The sequence below is a fragment of the Ruegeria arenilitoris genome, from assembly GCF_013032445.1.
In the GTDB taxonomy this organism is placed as follows: Bacteria; Pseudomonadota; Alphaproteobacteria; order Rhodobacterales; family Rhodobacteraceae; genus Ruegeria; species Ruegeria arenilitoris_F.
Window position 1 is genome coordinate 123171 of record NZ_WQCA01000004.1, and the last position, 18385, is coordinate 141555.

Annotated in this window: 15 protein-coding genes and 1 tRNA gene; 12 read left to right on the forward strand and 4 right to left on the reverse strand. The window is 55.7% G+C overall.

Going from position 1 to position 18385, the window contains the following annotated elements:
• Positions 1-48: 48 nt before the first annotated feature.
• Both GOW98_RS06880 and GOW98_RS06885 read right to left on the reverse strand, forming a co-directional pair.
• A complete protein-coding gene (locus GOW98_RS06880) occupies positions 49-2421 on the reverse strand; it encodes a 1-deoxy-D-xylulose-5-phosphate synthase N-terminal domain-containing protein (protein WP_170330327.1) in 2373 nt (790 codons plus the stop codon).
• A 14-nt stretch (positions 2422-2435) separates the two neighbouring features.
• The gene (locus GOW98_RS06885) at positions 2436-3635 is read right to left on the reverse strand and encodes a methionine gamma-lyase (protein ID WP_170330328.1); all 1200 of its coding nucleotides are present in this window, start codon (positions 3633-3635) and stop codon (positions 2436-2438) included.
• Between the two features lie 115 nt (positions 3636-3750).
• On the opposite strand from GOW98_RS06885, the gene GOW98_RS06890 reads away from it, so the two are divergent.
• From GOW98_RS06890 to GOW98_RS06920, 7 genes are all read left to right on the forward strand, one after another.
• A complete protein-coding gene (locus GOW98_RS06890; RefSeq protein WP_170330329.1) occupies positions 3751-4206 on the forward strand; it encodes an Lrp/AsnC family transcriptional regulator in 456 nt (151 codons plus the stop codon).
• Between the two features lie 169 nt (positions 4207-4375).
• A complete protein-coding gene (locus GOW98_RS06895) occupies positions 4376-4747 on the forward strand; it encodes a helix-turn-helix domain-containing protein (protein WP_367646818.1) in 372 nt (123 codons plus the stop codon).
• A gap of 961 nt (positions 4748-5708) precedes the next feature.
• Positions 5709-6578, forward strand: coding sequence for a LysR family transcriptional regulator (locus GOW98_RS06900; protein ID WP_254437927.1), 870 nt, complete (start codon positions 5709-5711; stop codon positions 6576-6578).
• Between the two features lie 106 nt (positions 6579-6684).
• Positions 6685-7308, forward strand: coding sequence for an NAD(P)H:quinone oxidoreductase (wrbA, locus tag GOW98_RS06905; protein ID WP_170330332.1), 624 nt, complete (start codon positions 6685-6687; stop codon positions 7306-7308).
• Positions 7309-7366: 58 nt separating this feature from the next.
• The gene (locus GOW98_RS06910) at positions 7367-8263 is read left to right on the forward strand and encodes an EamA family transporter (protein ID WP_170330333.1); all 897 of its coding nucleotides are present in this window, start codon (positions 7367-7369) and stop codon (positions 8261-8263) included.
• Positions 8264-8887: 624 nt separating this feature from the next.
• Positions 8888-9847, forward strand: a complete 960-nt coding sequence (locus tag GOW98_RS06915; RefSeq protein ID WP_170330334.1) for a TAXI family TRAP transporter solute-binding subunit — start codon at positions 8888-8890, stop codon at positions 9845-9847.
• Positions 9848-9919: 72 nt separating this feature from the next.
• Positions 9920-11713, forward strand: a complete 1794-nt coding sequence (locus GOW98_RS06920) for a TRAP transporter permease (protein WP_367646819.1) — start codon at positions 9920-9922, stop codon at positions 11711-11713.
• A gap of 459 nt (positions 11714-12172) precedes the next feature.
• On the opposite strand, the gene GOW98_RS06925 is transcribed toward GOW98_RS06920, so the two are convergent.
• Both GOW98_RS06925 and GOW98_RS06930 read right to left on the reverse strand, forming a co-directional pair.
• Positions 12173-12249, reverse strand: a tRNA-Pro gene (locus GOW98_RS06925).
• Positions 12250-12348: 99 nt separating this feature from the next.
• Positions 12349-13464, reverse strand: coding sequence for a THUMP domain-containing class I SAM-dependent RNA methyltransferase (locus tag GOW98_RS06930; protein ID WP_170330337.1), 1116 nt, complete (start codon positions 13462-13464; stop codon positions 12349-12351).
• Positions 13465-13752: 288 nt separating this feature from the next.
• Here GOW98_RS06930 and GOW98_RS06935 point away from each other — a divergent pair, with 288 nt between their 5' ends.
• From GOW98_RS06935 to nqrE, 5 genes are read left to right on the forward strand one after another with little or no spacing between them, the layout of a single operon-like run.
• Positions 13753-15096, forward strand: a complete 1344-nt coding sequence (locus GOW98_RS06935; protein WP_170330339.1) for a Na(+)-translocating NADH-quinone reductase subunit A — start codon at positions 13753-13755, stop codon at positions 15094-15096.
• Positions 15097-15101: 5 nt separating this feature from the next.
• Positions 15102-16310, forward strand: coding sequence for an NADH:ubiquinone reductase (Na(+)-transporting) subunit B (locus GOW98_RS06940; RefSeq protein ID WP_170330341.1), 1209 nt, complete (start codon positions 15102-15104; stop codon positions 16308-16310).
• Positions 16303-17118: a Na(+)-translocating NADH-quinone reductase subunit C gene (locus GOW98_RS06945; protein ID WP_170330343.1), complete on the forward strand. Its 816-nt coding sequence runs from the start codon at positions 16303-16305 to the stop codon at positions 17116-17118. The genes GOW98_RS06940 and GOW98_RS06945 overlap by 8 nt, the downstream gene beginning before the upstream one ends.
• A complete protein-coding gene (locus GOW98_RS06950) occupies positions 17118-17771 on the forward strand; it encodes an NADH:ubiquinone reductase (Na(+)-transporting) subunit D (protein ID WP_170330345.1) in 654 nt (217 codons plus the stop codon). Before GOW98_RS06945 ends, GOW98_RS06950 begins: the two co-directional genes overlap by 1 nt.
• Positions 17771-18379: an NADH:ubiquinone reductase (Na(+)-transporting) subunit E gene (gene nqrE / locus GOW98_RS06955; RefSeq protein WP_050603817.1), complete on the forward strand. Its 609-nt coding sequence runs from the start codon at positions 17771-17773 to the stop codon at positions 18377-18379. The genes GOW98_RS06950 and nqrE overlap by 1 nt, the downstream gene beginning before the upstream one ends.
• Positions 18380-18385: the final 6 nt, after the last annotated feature.

Here is an 18385-nt window from a genome sequence, read left to right on the forward strand (position 1 = left end):
TGTTCAGTGCTAGTTTGATCTCTATCTTATTGCCCAGATCCAATCCACTTATGCACGGTGAAGGGACCTGCCATGGGTCAGGCCATTCACTTTTTCCAGGATAGCGTCTGCGTCAATGCAGTGGTGGCGATACAGATTGCCGATTGTTCCGGTCTGACCAAAATGCTCGACGCCCATGGGGATCGTCTGATGTCCAAGCACTGCCCCAAGCCAGGAGAGAGTCGCGGGATGTCCATCGATGACGGTGACCAGCTTGCAGTGTGGCGGAAGGTCGAACATCAGGGTTTCGATGTGGGAGCGTGCCGCTTGGTTGCCGCGGGAACGCGCTCGTTGAGCGGCGGTCCATCCGGCATTCAGGCGATCTGCAGATGTCACGGCCAATACACCTATGTCGCGACGGCCTTCACCAATCATACCGGCGGCCTTGATTGCCTCCGGCGCGACTGCTCCTTGATAGGCGATTACAACTTCGCAATTGGCCCCCGGTTTTCGTAGCCAATAGGCCCCATCGATGGCACCTTGGCGGAACTCGTCGTCGACACGCTTTCCAGGCTGTTCAATCGGGTTGGTGGTCAGACGCAGGTAGACGGACCCTCCGGTTTCATCGCGCAGCCATGTGCGCTCGTCGGGCTGCCCTTCGCCATCTCGCTGCAGGTAGTCGAAGGCCCATTCCATAATCACCGCCAGCTCATCGGCAAATGCGGGTTCAAAAGCGGCCAACCCATCTTGGCTCATCCCGATGAGAGGTGTTCCAACGGACTGGTGTGCTCCACCTTCTGGTGCGAGTGTGACGCCGGAAGGTGTGCCAACCAGCATGAAACGCGCGTCCTGATAGCAGGCGTAATTTAAGGCATCTAGGCCGCGGCTCACGAATGGATCATAGACGGTGCCAATTGGGATCAGCCTCTTACCGAACAGTGAATACGACAGACCCGCCGCTCCCAGAAGCAACATGAGATTCATTTCGGCGATACCAAGTTCGATATGCTGCCCTTCCGGTGTGAATTCCCATTTCGCCGTCGAAGGGATCCGGTGTTCTATGAAGGCGTCGGCTTGCTCGGATCGGGCGAACAGTTTACGCCGGTTCACCCAAGGACCGAGGCTTGTTGTGCCTGTCACATCTGGGGAGGTCGTCACTATGCGTTCGGCCAATGGGCTGTCGCCTTTTGACAGATCGTCAAGAATCTTGCCAAACGCCATCTGTGTCGAGATTTCGCGACTGGTGTCGATCCCGATTGGAGGCACATCCAACTTGTCATCAATATGGCGGCGCGGACCTTTGGCAAAGAAAGGTGTATTTGCAAGGAAGTCCTTGAGCTTGTCTGGTTTCCGCACTGTCGCTAGCGGTTCCCATTCTTCGCCCTTCGGCACTCCCATATGCGACTGCCACGCGGCAAACTGGTTATTATTCATCAGCCCGCCGTGATTGTCCTTGTGGCCTGCAATGGGTGTGCCCCATCCTTTGACGGTGTAGGCCAAGAAGCATGTCGGGCGATCATGATCGATGGCGGCAAATGTCTGGGCCATGGTCTCGACGCAGTTGCCGCCGAGGTTCTCCATAAGGGCTGCAAGCTCTGCATCCGTCCGCCTTTCAATCAAGGCAGTCACATCCCCCTGATCCCCCAGATCGTCCATGAGACGCTGTCGCCAATTCGCACCACCCATAAAAGTCAACGCCGAGTAGTCCTGGTTGGGGCAAGCGTCGATCCAATCACGCAATCGGTTGCCGCCGGGCTCTTCAAAGGCCGCGCGTTGAAGAACTCCGTATTTTACGCGCACGACATCCCAACTGAATGCATCGAAGATTTTTTCGATCCGTTCGAACAGTCCTTCCCGGACGATACCGTCCAGCGACTGTCGGTTGTAATCGATGATCCACCACGTGTTTCGTAGGTCGTTTTTCCAGCCTTCCTGCAACGCCTCATAGACGTTGCCTTCGTCCAGTTCGGCATCGCCAACAAGTGCCACCATACGCCCCATCGGGGCGTCTGAACCCCAGCTTTTGGCCTTGATGTAGTCCTGAATGATCGAGGCAAACGAGGTGATCGCGACACCTAAACCTACAGACCCGGTCGAGAAATCAACATCGTCTATGTCCTTGGTCCGGCTGGGATAACTTTGCACACCGCCAAATCCGCGGAAATTCTCCATCTTTTCGCGGGTCTGATTACCCATGAGATACTGCATCGCATGAAACACCGGCGACGCATGCGGTTTTACTGCAACCCGGTCCTCAGGGCGTAAGGCTGAGAAGTAGAGCGCGGTCATGATCGATACCATCGAAGCAGACGAAGCCTGATGGCCACCAATCTTGATCCCATCCACCTTTGGTCGGACATGGTTGGCATGGTGGATCATCCAATGAGACAACCACAGCAGGCGCTGTTCGACGATCTTTAGTTGGGTGGGATCAATGTGCATGGTGGTCTCCGGGTTTAGGCGGCGCTGCGAGCAGGGTAGGGCAAAGCCTGCTCTAGGTCTGCAAGGATATCTTCCACATCCTCTAGCCCGACAGACAGACGGATCAGGCCATCGCTTATCCCATGCTCGGCCCGCTCTTCCGGGGTATACGTCGAATGAGTCATGGATGCGGGGTGCTGGATCAGGGTTTCCGCGTCGCCCAAGGACACCGCACGCTGGATCATGTTCAGGCGGTTCATGAACCCAATCCCGCCGGACAGGCCGGACTTGATTTCAAACGCTATCATAGCGCCGGGTTGGGACATCTGGCGCTGCGCGACATCATGCTGGGTGAAACTCTCAAGACCGGGAAAATAAACTTCGCCGACAGCGGGATGTGCTTCAAGGAAATCTGCGACGACCTTGGCGGACGCACAGTGGCGATCCAAACGCAGGTTCAGTGTCTTCAGACCACGCAGGATCAGCATCGCGTTGAAAGGGGCCATTACCGCGCCGGTCATGTCCTTCATCCCAACAAGGCGGATCTCAGCAATCTGTTCGGCGGACCCGACAACCAGACCGGCAACCACATCGCCATGCCCACCGAGGTATTTGGTGGCGGAGTGCAGAACGATATCTGCCCCGTGCTCGATCGGGCGTGTCAGATACGGGCTGGCATACGTATTGTCGACGACGACCGTTGCACCGACCGAGTGCGCAATTTCGGAGCTGGCGGCGATGTCCACCAAGCGCATGTTCGGATTAGCCGGAGTTTCGAAATAGACAACGCGGGTTTTGTCGGAAACGGCTGCTTTCAGGTTCTCAGGGTCTGTCATGTCGACATGTGTGATCGTGACCCCCCATTTCGCCAAACCATGACGCATAAAGGCGAAGGTGCAGCCATAGAGCGTTTTGTCCACGATGACTTCGTCACCTGGCGACAGCAGGGTCCAAAGCACTGCCGTGATCGCCCCCATGCCGCTTGAGAGAGCTAGCCCGGCCTCGGCCCCCTCAAGCGCGGCAATGCGTTGCTCAAGAAGGTCGCATGTGGGGTTTGAAATACGGCTGTAGATATGACCCTCACGCTCGCCCGCGAACATCTCTCCACCAGCCTCTGCGGTTTCGAAGGTAAACGTGGACGTCAAATGTAGCGGTGGTGTCAGAGCGCCGTCATTTTCCAGAGGGTTATAAGCATAGTGAATGGCGCGGGTGGCAAATCCGGTTGAACGAGTCATTGCAAGCTCCTGATTCATGTTGAAGCCAGTTTGCGCCTTTACTTTGGGCTAATGGTTGCGAAATATACCAACACGAGTGAAAAAATTGGCATATTCTGCTAAGCAAGAGGAATAAATGGACGCTAAGGATAGGCAGATCATTCGAGCGCTACAGCGGGACGGGCGCATAACGAACCAGGATCTTGCCGACGAGGTGAACCTATCTCCCTCACCGTGTTTGCGCCGGGTCAAGAACCTAGAAGCCAACGGAGTGATAAAGGGATACAGCGCCGACGTTGACGCTGCCGCGTATGGGATGGCCATTACCGTCTTCGTGCGTATCAGGTTGGAGCGACACAATGAAACCGACGTTCAGAACTTCGAAAAACGCGTTCGGATGATCGATGAAGTTCTTGAATGCCACGTGCTTACAGGGGCAATGGATTATCAATTGCGGGTTTTGGTATCGGATCTCGAAGCCTACGAGGAATTTATTCGTCACCGAATTCATCCGATCGGCGGGATTGCCTCGATCGATACCAGCTTTGTCTATGGAACGGTAAAAAAGACCGCTGTTTTTCCGCCCGGATAGATGGACCCAATTAGAATGAGTTGTTGCCAATCGGCTAAACATTTTAGTTGATTGATTTTCCCCTCCGCAATTTCCCATTCTTACCGTCGCTATATCAAAGACATGCAGCGAGTGCTGGATCACTTCTGAGAGGGTAGCGATGACAAATAAACCGTATGGAGACACCCGGATGGCGAAGTATGTCGAACGGAGGGTGCTCGAACTGAAACCTACCAAGAGCCAAGCCGAGATCGCGGCGCAGGTGGGATACGTCAGCCCGAACATGATCACGATGATCAAGCAGGGTAGTTCCAAGGTTGCATTAGATCGCGTCCCGGCTTTAGCGAAAGCTTTAGAATGCGACGCCGCCTACCTTATGCGCCTCGCAATTGAGCAGTCGGTCGGCCTGACCGCAGCCGAGGCAGTTGTCGAGGTGTTCGGAGAACCCGTCACGTCGAATGAACTTGGCTGGCTGAAAGCAATTCGCAAGGCTTCTAATAGCACAGATCCTCGGCTGACCAGTCGGTCAGAGACGGCGATCAAGACCATCTTCGGAAGGTAGGTGCCATGTATGACCGGCAAGATGATCTGACATTGAATGAGCGCGCCTGGTTGCGTTTCCTCTGCGACGTAAGCAACGGAAGCGATCCTGAGCCTACGTTGCGGTGGGTGCAGCTTCTACGTCACCTCTGCGTAGCTCGCAGAGCTATGAAGTAGTCGGCACCGGTCCTGCGGTGAGGAATGGCTGGTTCGTCCTACCTCGCCGGATCCCGCGACAACGTCAAAAGGTTGCTCAAGGTTGACAAAGGTTTACATCGCGATGGCCGGGATCGGCGGAATGTAAACCTTTCACCCCTCAAAACAGCCGATTTCGGGCCAAAAGGGTTACACTAAGCTTACATTAACTTGACAGATCCGGACCGAAATCAGGTTTTTACAACCAAAATGTAAACCTTTGAACCAGAGAAACCCAACAAAACATGGCCTTCTGAAGACAACGCATCCCAACACAGGCCAGAAAAGCGCCCACAGCGACGAAACACAGGCCAGCTAACACTAGGCACACAAACAAACACGGACGCAACTCTGGCCAGAGCACAGCGCTCCTGAGAGAGAACCACATAGAGAGCAAACACAGAGGTCTAAGCCAGACAGTAATTCGAACTACTCCGGAGAGAAGAAACCGACGATTGCTAATAGCTGGGGAATAGTCGTGAATAGTGAGCTGCACCGCATAGAGGCTGACTGTGACTAGATATGCAAAGTAGTGCTAGGTCCGTCCTAAAAGCTGGTTGTCTAATAAAGAGACTGGTGATGGGGAGATTGTAGGGAGGAGCTCTCAAAATCGAAAACTGTTCCCGAGCTATAGTTCACAGGTGTGGTGGATGCTCCCCAAACAGAACTGAACTGGATCAGCTCAAAATGAAAGAATGTGGATTTGGGCATGTCTTAGACCCGATCTATCGCGTAACACGTCAAAAGCAGATTTTTCGAAGGGTGATAACTTGGACAAACTGTCAGTCATGCGAGCTTTTCGCCGTATCGTTGAACGCGGTAGCTTTGCCCGTGCGGCGGAAGACCTTGGTGTTTCTCCTGCGCTTCTCAGCAGAGAAATCAAGCTTCTTGAAGAAAGTCTGGGAACCGTTCTCCTCACCAGAACGACACGTTCCATGTCACTGACTGACACCGGCAGCCTTTATTACCAGGATTCAATTGGAATCCTCGATGCGGTTGAAAAAACGGAACAAACCATTAGGGAAGGCTCAAAAGCAGTGCGTGGTCACCTTCGGGTGAATGCCTCAAGTTCCTTCGGCCAAACCGTTATCGCGCCGATGCTGCCTGGGTTTTTGGAAGCCTATCCCGATCTGCGATTTACTCTTTCGATGGACGACAAGGTGATCGATATGGTCGAGGGTGGGTTCGATCTATCGATACGTATCCGTGCTGCCATGCCGGACTCGGCACTTGTTGCCCGACGGATCGGCGTGATGCGGCAAAGAATATTTGCGTCTCCTGACTATTTGGAGCGATGCGGGACGCCGACCCAGCCGGCGGATTTGAAAAACCACGCAATCATCGGCTTTTTGCTTGCTGATCATTTGACAAGCTGGAAGCTCTCGGCCGCCAACGGTGTCATAGCATTAGAGCTTGATCCGCGCGTGCGGGTCGGCAACAGCCTCGTTTTGCGGGATCTGCTGATAGCGGGGCAAGGTATCGGAACCCTGCCGGAGTTCGTTTCCGATGCTCCTGAAGCTAGCGGAACCTTGGTGAGAGTTCTTCCTGACTACGAACTGCCCGCGCCAGAAGTATTCGCCGTTACAGCATCTCGCTTGGGAATGGATGCAAAGGTCACAGCCTTTCTTGATCATCTGCATCAGGCTCTCAGGTCCTGACATTATTCAATCCAGGTAAAGAGTGAAGTCAGAAGCCAGCACTTAATTGGCGGCGGAACAAGCCTCATCCTCTCAGGGAACAAGTCACAGCCCTGAGAGGTATCCTATGTCACGTATTCTCGTTCTCTACTATTCAAGCTATGGCCACATCCGCACATTGGCCTATGCCGAAGCTGAAGGCGCCAGAAGTGTTCCCGGCATCGAAGTTGACGTTCGGCGTGTTCCCGAAACCGTCCCTGAGGAAGTCCGCAAGCAGGCCGGCTATGTCGTCGATGATACGCCTATAGCCTTGCCGGCAGATCTGGAAAACTATGGTGCAATAATTTTAGGAACGCCGACCCGATTTGGCATGATGGCCGGCCAAATGAAGTCGTTCCTGGATCAGGCTGGCGGGCTTTGGGCCAGGAATGCTCTGGTTGGTAAAGTCGGGGCGGTCTTTGCATCTACGGGGTCGCAACATGGCGGGCACGAGGCGACCCTTCTGACAACGCAAGTCCCTCTTCAACACTTTGGGATGCTGATTGCTGGAATGCCCTACACATTTGCTGGCCAGACTACATCAGAAGAAATTATTGGCGGTGCACCATATGGTGCGGGAACGATCGCCGGTGCTGATGGTTCCCGCACGCCTACCGAAACTGACCTAGCCGGAGCGCGGTTCCAGGGTGTTCATGTTGCAAGGATTACAGCGTGCCTCGCTGGATCAAACCTGCAAGCGGAAGCAGCGTAACCCGCGCGCCTCTGACGTCTCACTCAAATTCTCAAACGCCTCAGCCGGGAGACATACAATGTCACGCCTAACCGATATTCTTCTTACATCACTCGCCCCAGCGGTATGGGGAAGCACTTATCTGGTAACTACGGAAGCGCTCCCGGCTGGCTATCCGATTACCCTGGCAGCGTTGCGAGCTCTGCCAGCTGGCTTGTTGTTGCTTGCAGTGACGCGCTGTGTTCCACCACGCGAATGGCTCGGTCGAACTTTCGTCTTAGGCAGCCTCAATTTCGCTCTGTTCTGGGTGCTTCTCTTCGTTGCTGCGTATAGGTTACCTGGTGGTGTGGCCGCTACCCTAGGATCGTTGCAAGCTATGATCGTGATTTTGATGGCGTGGGGATGGCTGGGAACCCCAATCCGACTTGGTGCACTTGGCGCCGCCGCGACTGGCGTAATGGGTGTGTCTCTGCTGCTGATCGGACCAGAAGCACAACTTGATTGGATCGGGATAGCAGCGGGTTTGGGAGGAGCCGCGTCAATGGCTGCTGGCACGGTTCTCAGCAGGAAATGGCAACCTCCGGTCTCGGCGCTGAGTTTCACAGCGTGGCAATTAACAGCCGGTGGTTTGATACTGGTGCCAGTCGCACTGTTCCTTGAGCCGCCTCTACCTGCGCTCAGCGCGACAAATGTCGCCGGCCTTATTTGGCTTGGGTTGATTGGTGCCGCAGCAACCTATGCTCTTTGGTTTCGTGGCATAGCACGCCTGGACCCCAGTGCAGTCTCGATGCTCGGCATGATGAGTCCTGTTACAGCTGTCGTGCTCGGCTGGGTATACTTGGGACAAACGCTTAGCCTCACTCAGTCTATAGGAGCAGTCATAGTTATTGGCTCTGTTGTGGTCGGCCAGAGCGTGAGTCGAAGGGACAATTCGAGTTTGAAAAAATGGAGACCAGCAACAGCTGGATCTGTTTGATGGGTTTGAGTCGCAAACAATGGGCCCGATCACGCAAGTGGGCGAGGAATGGCTCAGCGCCTGGCTCAAGCCCGTTTACTAGATCCCTACAATACCGAAGTCCTAGGTTTCCCCACGCATGATTAAGGGGATGGTTTCTGGCGCCGCAGCATCCGGGTGTCCCAAACCTCCCCTAACTACAGGGACACTCTCAGAGAGCAAACCAAGCGCTGAGCGGGTTGAGAGGTATATAATAGGCAAGGTAAGTCGAGTTTCTATAGCTCAGCATCCAGCTGTAGAATATTGCCAAGGAACACCTTCGAAATACGAATTCGAAGTAGGGGGATGTCAGTGGATTTCTGTCACTGACTTAGCTTTGGATGACTTAGAATACAGTTCTGGAACTGGACTGATTTCAGGATAGACTCGGAGCCTTTTCATCACCGCCAAACAGTAAGTGCTCCCGATGCCAACATCTCGTAAAAGATGCAACAGAACCTACACCAGGGGGCTTCTTTTGGACTTTGGGGGCGCTCTAAATGTCAGCTGCCAAGTTGGCGCTCTTCAGTTATTCTTATGAATTCAAAACATTGACCTTAGATTGCTCGTAGTGCTTTATCGCGGCAATCAATGGGAGACCTCATAATGTTTGACAGTTTCAAGTGCTTGGCAGCCGGTCTGGCGGCCGGCGTTATGTTGGCGGCGCCTACCTGGGCCGAAACGCGCGTAACCTACAAGTCCGCAAAGGCAGGAACGTCTTACTACCAGATGGGTGTTCAGATTGCGGAAGCCATGAAATCTGGGTCGGACGGAGAGATCATTGTTACCGTCGAAGAAGGCCAAGGTTCGGTTCAGAACGTAATGGAGGTGCGCGCTCGAGGCGGTGACTACGTCTTCACAACACCTCCGGTTCTCGTCAATCTGGCCCAAGGTGGCAAGGCCATGTTCGAAGGTAAGGGAGACCCGTCCTTTGATGAAATTCGCGCCCTCTTTCCGATCCCGTCTCTGACAATGCATTTTGTTGTTTCAGCAGACAGCGGGATCAACAGCTTCGAGGATATGGAGGGTAAATCCATCCTTCTTGGAAAGGGCAGTTTTGGAGCACGCGAAGGCGAAAAATATCTCAAGCTCTTTGGGCTTGAAGGCAAAGTGGACATTGCCGATGCCGAACTTTCCAACGCCGTCGCCGCCCTGAAGAATGGTCAGATCGACGGCTTCGTAACAGCTGGTTCATGGCCCGCTCCGAATGTGGTCGAAGCAGCTGCCTCAGCAGGTGTAAACGTGCTGTCCCTGAACGATGAACAGGTTGCGCAGACCAAGCGAGCGCGCCTTGTGATCCCCGCAGGCACCTATGCTGGCCAGGATGAGGACATCGTGACGACCTCGCTGCCGGTAGTGGCCTACACCACCACCAAGATGGACGATGAAGCCGCCTATCAACTCACCAAAACCTTCTGGGAAAGCAAGGCAGCCATGGCAGATGCTGCAGCCTGGTGGGGCGGAGTGGATGCCGGGTTGATGGAGAACATTTCCGGCAAGATGCATCCCGGTGCAATCCGCTACTACGAAGAAGCGGGCATTGCGCTGACCGACGACCAAATGTAAGCGAACAAACAGAAAAATAACAAAGAGGCCGGGTCTAATATGGCCCGGCCTTTCTGTCGGGAAGGAAACATCGTGAGCGGATTGACCGATCTTCCGGCGAAACCGGTTGTGCGAGCGTCGTGGATTGCGTTGGCCTTGGTGTTGGTGGCTTTCCACATAGGGCTCGTTTTTCTGGGCCTGGTTCCTAACCTGGTGAGCCGTCCGTTGCACCTGGCGCTTATTCTGCCCTGGGTGTTCCTGTTCGGCGTCACCAATCGTAGGTTATTGGTATCTGGTGCAGTGCTCTGTGCAATCGGAGTTACCTCAGCCGTGTGGGTGGCCTGGAACCACGTTATGCTCGGAGATCAGTATGGCTTTCTGGAAAGCCGTTTCCAGGTAGTGGTTGGGTTTGCCTTGTTGGCCGTGGTCATTGAAGCAGCGCGCCGCGCCATCGGCTGGCCCCTGCCGACAGTCGCTACTTTAGCCCTTGTTTATGCCTTCTTTGGTCAACACATACCCGGAGAGTTCGGCCACTCTGGAATACCGTTGCGCTCTTTTCTGGGGTCGATGACTATCGCTGAGGGCGGTATCTGGGGCAGCCTCACTGCAGTTTCCGTCGGCGTAGTGTCGATATTCGTGATCTTCGGTGCAGTGCTGAACGCTGGCGAGGCTGGGCAAGGTTTCATGAACGTGGCCGCTGCTGCCGCCGGACGCCTCAAGGGTGGAGCGGCAAAGGTGTCGGTTCTCTCATCCGCGCTGTTCGGATCCATTTCTGGTTCGGCGAGCGCCAATGTCGCCTCGACGGGAGCCATCACTCTGCCTGCGATGATGCGTTTGGGATATCCCAAACGATTGGCGGCGGGCGTTGAAGCCGTGGCGAGCTCAGGCGGGCAAATCATGCCGCCACTGATGGGGGCTGGCGCTTTTGTCATGGTGGAACTCACAGGGGTTCCCTACACACAGATCATGGGGGCCGCACTACTTCCCGCCATCCTCTACTTTGTGGCAATTTGGGTCGGCATCAATGCCTATGCAACCAGGTTCGAACTCAAGGGGCTGGACCCGTCGCAACGTCCCCAAACACGGGATGTTGTGGTAACGTCGCTGTTTTTTCTGGTGCCGTTTACCGTGCTGATGCTGGGCATGTTTGGTGCAGGATATACTCCGCAATACGCAGCCTGCCTTGCCATTCTTGCAGGTGCGTTGTTGTTGGCAATCGACGGGCGCTTGCAGTTCAGCGCAACCAAGACTGCAAGCCGCGTTACCGAAGCCCTGGTTACTGCTGCGCGACAAGTGTCGATGATCGCTGCAATTATCTTTTGCGCTTCGATCATTATCGGCGTTCTGGGGGCAACCGGGTTGGGCGTAAAGATTACGTCTGTAATTCTTGAGGGATCCGGTGGAGTGTTGTGGGCATCTTTGTTGCTGACAGCAATTGCATGTCTGATCCTGGGGATGGAAGTGCCAACGACTGCAGCATATGTGATCTGCGTGTCGGTCGCTGGTCCGGCCCTGATGCAGCTTGGCCTTGAACCGCTTCAGGCCCATCTCTTCGTCTTCTGGTTTGCTCTACTATCTACTATCACTCCGCCAGTATGCGGAGCGGTCTTCATCGCTTCGGGCATGGCTGGCGAAAACTGGATCAAGGTCGCCGTAACAGCGATGGCCTTGGGTGTAGGCTTATATTTTATCCCGGTCGGAATGATAACGAGGCCGCAATTGATCCGGTTGCCGTCGGATCCAACGGGTGCGCTGACAGCGTTTTTTGCCTTGGCCTTTGGACTAGGTGCGCTTTCTTTTGCCCTTATCGGGCGAGTCAGTTTGCTGTTCAGGGCCGCATTGGCACTCTGCGGAGTAGCCATGATTTTAGGACCAGTGCTGATTTGAACTTACTATCAGGAACAATGCATGGTCGCTCACAGTCAAACCTCGCCCAACTTACTCAGCGGAAGTTCATCGATTTTTGGGCAATGCATCTGGCTTTTTTGAGGACTTTAGCGATGAGCGAAGTGCCGACGCCAACTCCAACTAGTTGTGAGTAAAGATCTTCTACTTAGGCAAAGGCAGCCGGCTTCCATCGGACAACATAACCTCGTTCATCGGAACATCCCAGGGCATCGGGAAGATTGTCTTGATCAAGCAATTCACAAAACCGACGCCGACTGCGTGCGGTCGGGGCTGCGATGCAGCCAGGGTTATGGACTGGAAGATATGAAGGGCTAATTCGGCAGTTGGTGGATGCCCGTAGTGAACGAACTGAGCACATCTATCGAACGAAACGTTGCGGATATCGTTGCGGCCATTCCTCTAAAAACAGCAAAGGCGCCCTTGGGCGCCTTGTTTTATTGGTCGGAGTGAGAGGATTCGAACCTCCGACCCCTGCCTCCCGAAGACAGTGCTCTACCAGGCTGAGCTACACTCCGACCGTGGCGGGTGATCTATACCCGGGGATTTGGATGTGCAAGAGGGATTTTGAAGCCGTTTGTTGGAATCCCAGACAGGCAACCGTCGATAAGTTCCCGTCAGGGCAGGGGAGCGGTTTGGTACAGCCGGATTTTCGTGCCGCCATGATCCACTACGGGCCCCGGCGCCAGCAAAGGCAGGCGGGTGGCACGGGCGAGCGACTGATTGCTGGTCACGATACCTGCGCGCCAGCCGCTGAACCGGGTCATCAGCACTTTGCCCAGGCTGCCATACAAAGAGCGCAGGCGCTTTTCGTCTCCGATTCTGGCACCATAGGGCGGGTTGACGATGATCAGACCTGCTGGACCAACCGGAGCTTTGATGTCACTGACCGATTTGCACTGAAATCGGGTAAGTGCGGCTACTCCGGCGCGGTCGGCGTTGGTGGTTGCAGCGTCCACAGCACCAGTATTCCGATCGGACCCGTAGAAAACCATGTCCGTTTCTGACCGCGGATCGCTTTGTTGCATCGCAGCCCACGCTTCTGCATCGAAACCTTGCAGGTCCTCGAAGGAAAAATGACGGGACCGGCCGGGGTTTAGACCTTGAGCAATCTCAGCCGCTTCGATGACAAATGTCCCCGAACCGCACATCGGGTCCAGAACGGGTTCTGACCCGTCGAAGCCGCATTCACGCAGGAACATCGCCGCCATCGTTTCGCGCATCGGCGCCTTGGCCACCGCGGGTTTATGTCCACGTTTGTGCAGCGGCTCGCCCGAGGTGTCGACAGACAAAGTACAGATGTCCTTTTCGATACGCAGCAAAACGCGCAGGCCCGCGTCAGATGAAATCGTTGCACCCAGCGTTTCCGAGATCGCCCGCTCGATTCTCTGACGGGCGGCACCTGCGTGATAGATACGTGACTTGCGGCTGGTAGCCTCGACCTTGACTGGAACGTCGGGGCGCAGGACATCGGACCATGGAAACTTGCGCGCTCGTTTATCGAGCTGCGCCAAGTGGACGGCCGGAAAGCTGCCCAACCGAACCAAAACCTTGTTTGCCCCGCGCAGACACAGGTTTGCGCGCCAGACCTCGGGCCAGTCACCACGGCAACTGACGCCGCCGGGCACGATTTTGGCAGCACCGAATCCCTTTTCGACTGTTTCGGCGTGCAAAGGCGCCTCAAGCCCCGGGGTGGCTACCAGAAAAATCTCAAAATCGGTCGTTTGTTCCATTGGATGTGCTTACACTGGAAGCATTCCGGGTGCGACACGCAATTTGAGCTGCGACAAAACGTATGTCTTTAAAAGAAAGTGACATCCTAAGTTTAGTTTTTGCGGTAACAGGTTTGCTTTTAGCATCATCCCCGCGTAAAGGGGCCACAATCAGAATTACGCCCGCGGAATTCGGACGCATTTCGACGCTTTTGCGACGACTGTTTGAAAATCCCGCGTTATTGTCCGATCCTGAAAAGGTGTCGGCATGGCTGGCGCAGGTAATGAGGCTTGGAAGACAGTAGCGACATGCAAACTTTCAAACTGAAAAAAGGGTTGGAGTTACCGGTGCAGGGCGCACCGGAACAAACCATCCATCCGGGACCAGAATTCAAAACCGTAGGAGTGTTGGGGGGCGATTACCTTGGCCTGAAACCGCGTATGCTGGTTCAGGAAGGTGATGCGGTTCAGCGCGGTACGCCGCTGTTCTGCCACAAGGACGTTCCCGAGGCGATGATGGTTGCTCCGCTCAGCGGTAAGGTCGTTGCAATCAATCGCGGTGCCCGCCGAGTGCTGCAGAGCGTTGTGATCGAGGTTTCGGACCCGAACGATACGGGTGTTGATTTCTCGGGCGTCGGCAACGGTGACAGCGCTGAAGGTGTGGCCGAGAAACTATGCGCAGCAGGCCTGTGGACGGCTTTCCGTACGCGTCCCTATTCGAGAATGCCGGCGCCGGGCAGCAAGCCGGCTGCGATTTTCGTCACCGCGATGGATAGTGAGCCGCTGGCCGCCGACACAGCCGTGATCATTGCTGATGCAGGTGAGGCCTTTGCCGCGGGCTTAGGTGTGATATCCAAGCTGACCGAGGGCAAAACCTACCTGTGCCATAAGGACGGCGATACCATTCCGGGCGCGAATGTGGCAGGTGTTGAGGCTGCGGCCTTCTCGGGCCCGCACCCTGCAGGTCTGGCAGGCACGCACATTCACTTTCTTGAACCGCTGGCAGGCGACAAGCAGGTCTGGACCATTGGCTATCAGGACGTGATCGCCATTGGCCGGCTGTTCCAAACCGGGCATCTGGACCCCAACGTTGTGATTGCCCTCAGCGGTCCCGGTGCGCGGCAACCGCGTCTGATCCGTACCGTGATGGGCGCTTCGACAGATGATCTGACACGCGATGAGGTTGACGTGGACGGCACCGCCCGGATCATCTCAGGCTCGATCCTGTCCGGAACGCAGGCCGACGGCCCGACCGCCTATCTGGGGCGTTTCGCTCGGCAAATTTCGATCATTCGTGAAGATCATGACCAGCACACTATGGGTTGGATTCTTCCGATGCCGTCGAAATTTGCGATCCAGCCTGTGCTGGGTTCGGCGTTCGCACGCAAGCTCTACAAACTGACCAGCAACCTGAACGGTGGCCGTCGTGCCATGGTGCCGACGGGAACGTTCGAAGAGCTGATGCCGCAGGACTACCTGCCCACACAGCTGCTGCGCGCATTGCTGGTCATGGACACCGACACCGCTCAGGCACTGGGTGCACTGGAGCTGGACGAAGAGGACCTGGGCCTTGTCGGCTTTGCCTGTCCGGCGAAATATGAATACGGGCTGGCGCTGCGCGACTGCCTGACCAAGATTGAAAAGGAGGGCTAATCCGAATGGGTTTGCGCAGCTTCTTTGACCGGATCGAGCCGAACTTTACCAAGGGCGGCAAGTACGAGAAACTTTTCCCCATCTACGAGATGGTCGAAAGCTTCATCTACACTCCGAAAACCGTAACCACCGTCGCCCCCCATGCGCGGTCCTATGTGGATATGAAGCGGATCATGACTTACGTCGTGATCGCGACGATCCCCTGTATCCTGTGGGGGATGTGGAATACCGGCTATCAGGCCAATTCCGCGATCGCGGCCTTGGGCCCAGATGCCGCCACCGGCTGGCGGATTGCCCTTTTGCAGATGTTCGGCATTTCGCTGGACCCGTCCAGCATCTTTGCAAATGTCATGCACGGGCTGCTCTACTTCCTGCCGATCTATATCGTGACTCTGGTCGCAGGTGGTATTTTCGAGGTCATCTTCGCCACCGTTCGCGGCCACGAGGTAAACGAGGGTTTTCTCGTAACATCAATGCTTTACACGCTGATCATGCCTGCAAGCACGCCCTTGTGGCAGGTGGCCTTGGGCATCATCTTCGGCGTCGTAATCGGCAAAGAGGTGTTTGGCGGCACCGGCAAAAACTTCCTCAACCCCGCGCTGGTTGGCCGCGCGTTCCTATACTTTGCTTATCCGGCTCAAATGTCGGGTGACGCGGTCTGGACACCGGTTGACGGGTTTTCTGGCGCAACAGCTCTGGCGGTTTCCGCAGCCGACGGGATGCAGGCGCTGGCCGCCGAGGGTATCACATGGTGGAGCGCCTTTTACGGCACCATTCAGGGCAGCTTTGGTGAGACTTCGACGCTGGCCTGCATGATCGGTCTGACCTTCCTGCTGGTGACCAAGATTGCCAACTATCGCTTAATCGTAGGCTGTCTGGCCGGTACAATCGTATTCACCTGGCTGCTGAATCTCATCGGGTCGAACACCAATCCGATGTTCGCGATGCCCTGGTACTGGCACATCGTGCTGGGTGGCTATGCGTTTGGTCTGGCCTTCATGGTCACGGAACCGGTGTCGGCAAGCCACACCAATCTGGGTCGCTATATCTATGGTGCGCTGATCGGTGTCATGGTCGTGCTGATCCGCGTCCTCAACCCGGCGTTCCCAGAAGGCATGATGCTAGCCATTCTGTTCGGCAACGTCTTTGCACCGCTGATCGACTACTTCGTCGTTCAGGCCAACATCAAACGGAGGGCGCGTCGCCATGTCTGATACGCAATCCCAAGAACCAAAAGGCGCGATCGCCAAGTTTCTGGCGGCCTCGCCGGATTCGGTTGGCAAGACAGTCTTCATCGCCGTGGCCGTCTGCCTTGTCGCGTCGATGGTCGTGTCTGCTGCTGCGGTCAGTCTGCGCCCGGTGCAGGAAGCCAACGCTCTGAAAGACAGGCAGGTGAACGTTCTGCAGGTGGCGGGTGTCTATGAACCCGGCATTAACGTATCCGAGGCCTTCGCCGCGTTCGAGCCGCATGTGCTGGAACTGGCCACCGGCGAGTTCGTCGATGATCAGTTCGATCCAGCCACTTTCGACGATACCGCAGCCGCCAGCGACCCCGAGCTGAGCGTCGCGCTGGATGACGACCCGGCGGGCATCGGCCGCAAAGCAAAGTACCGCGTGATCTATCTGCTGCGTGACGATGCAGGCGATTTGGACAAAGTGATCCTGCCGCTCCACGGCTATGGTCTGTGGTCCACGCTCTATGGCTTTATCGCGTTGGAGAACAACGGCAACGATATCTACGGCCTGCAGTTCTATCAGCACGGTGAAACACCGGGCCTTGGTGCCGAGGTGGACAACCCGCGCTGGAGAGCGTTGTGGAGCGGTAAAAAGCTGCGCGATGACGCGGGCGAACTGCAGATCACAGTTGCCAAATCGCAACCGGCAGCCGGACCTGATTTCTACGTCGATGCGCTGGCGGGTGCCACGCTGACATCCGTGGGTGTCGATAACCTGGTGAAATTCTGGATGGGTGACGCGGGCTACGCTCCGTTCCTGGCCAAACTGCAAGCAGGAGAGTTCTAATGTCTCAGACCAAGAAAGAGATGCTGGTCGACCCGCTTGTCGACAACAACCCGATCACCTTGCAGGTTCTGGGCATCTGTTCCGCGCTGGCGGTGACGTCCTCGCTGCAGGTGGCGTTTGTGATGGCGCTGGCGGTGACCTTCGTGACCGCGTTTGCGTCGATGTTCATCTCGATCCTGCGCAACCAGATCCCGGGCTCAATCCGGATCATCGTGCAGATGGTGATCATCGCTTCGCTGGTGATCCTGGTGGATCAGGTTCTCAAGGCTTATGCCTTCCAAATCTCGAAAACCCTGTCGGTTTTCGTCGGTCTGATCATCACCAACTGTATCGTGATGGGCCGCGCCGAGGCATTTGCGATGAAGAACCCTCCGATGGCTTCGTTCATCGACGGTGTTGGCAACGGCATGGGCTATGGCCTGATTCTGCTGCTTGTTGGCTTCATTCGTGAACTGTTCGGTGCTGGGTCTCTGTTCGGAGTGACTATCCTTGAAACCGTCAACAACGGTGGCTGGTATGTGCCCAACGGCATGCTGCTGCTGCCTCCGTCGGCGTTTTTCATCATCGGTCTGATCATCTGGGCCTTCCGCACATGGAAGCCGAACCAGGTGGAAGAACGTGAATACAAAATTCAGCAGGTAGAGGCCCACTGATGGAAGGTCTGATCTCACTGGCCGTAAAGGCCATCTTTGTCGAAAACCTTGCGCTCAGCTTCTTCCTGGGGATGTGTACCTTCATCGCCGTATCCAAGAAGATTTCGACCGCGCTGGGTCTGGGCATCTCGGTCATGGTCGTGCAGGCGATTACCGTGCCTGCCAACAACCTGCTGCTGAACTATCTGCTGAAGCCGGGCGCGCTGGCTTGGGCCGGGTTCCCTGATGTGGACCTAACCTTCCTTGGCCTGATCTCGTATATCGGCGTGATCGCGGCGATGGTTCAGATCCTCGAGATGGTTTTGGACAAGTATTTCCCGCCGCTCTACAACGCGCTGGGGATCTTCCTGCCGCTGATCACGGTGAACTGCGCCATCCTGGGCGGTTCGCTGTTCATGGTGGAACGCGACTACAACTTTGCCGAGGCCGCTACCTATGGTCTGTCCTCCGGTTTTGGCTGGGCGCTGGCGATCACCGCGATGGCGGGCGTTCGTGAAAAGCTGAAATATTCGGACATTCCCGACGGCCTGCAGGGTCTGGGGATCACTTTCATCACCGCGGGACTGATGGCGATGGCCTTCATGTCCTTCTCGGGCGTGAAACTGTAAGGAGGG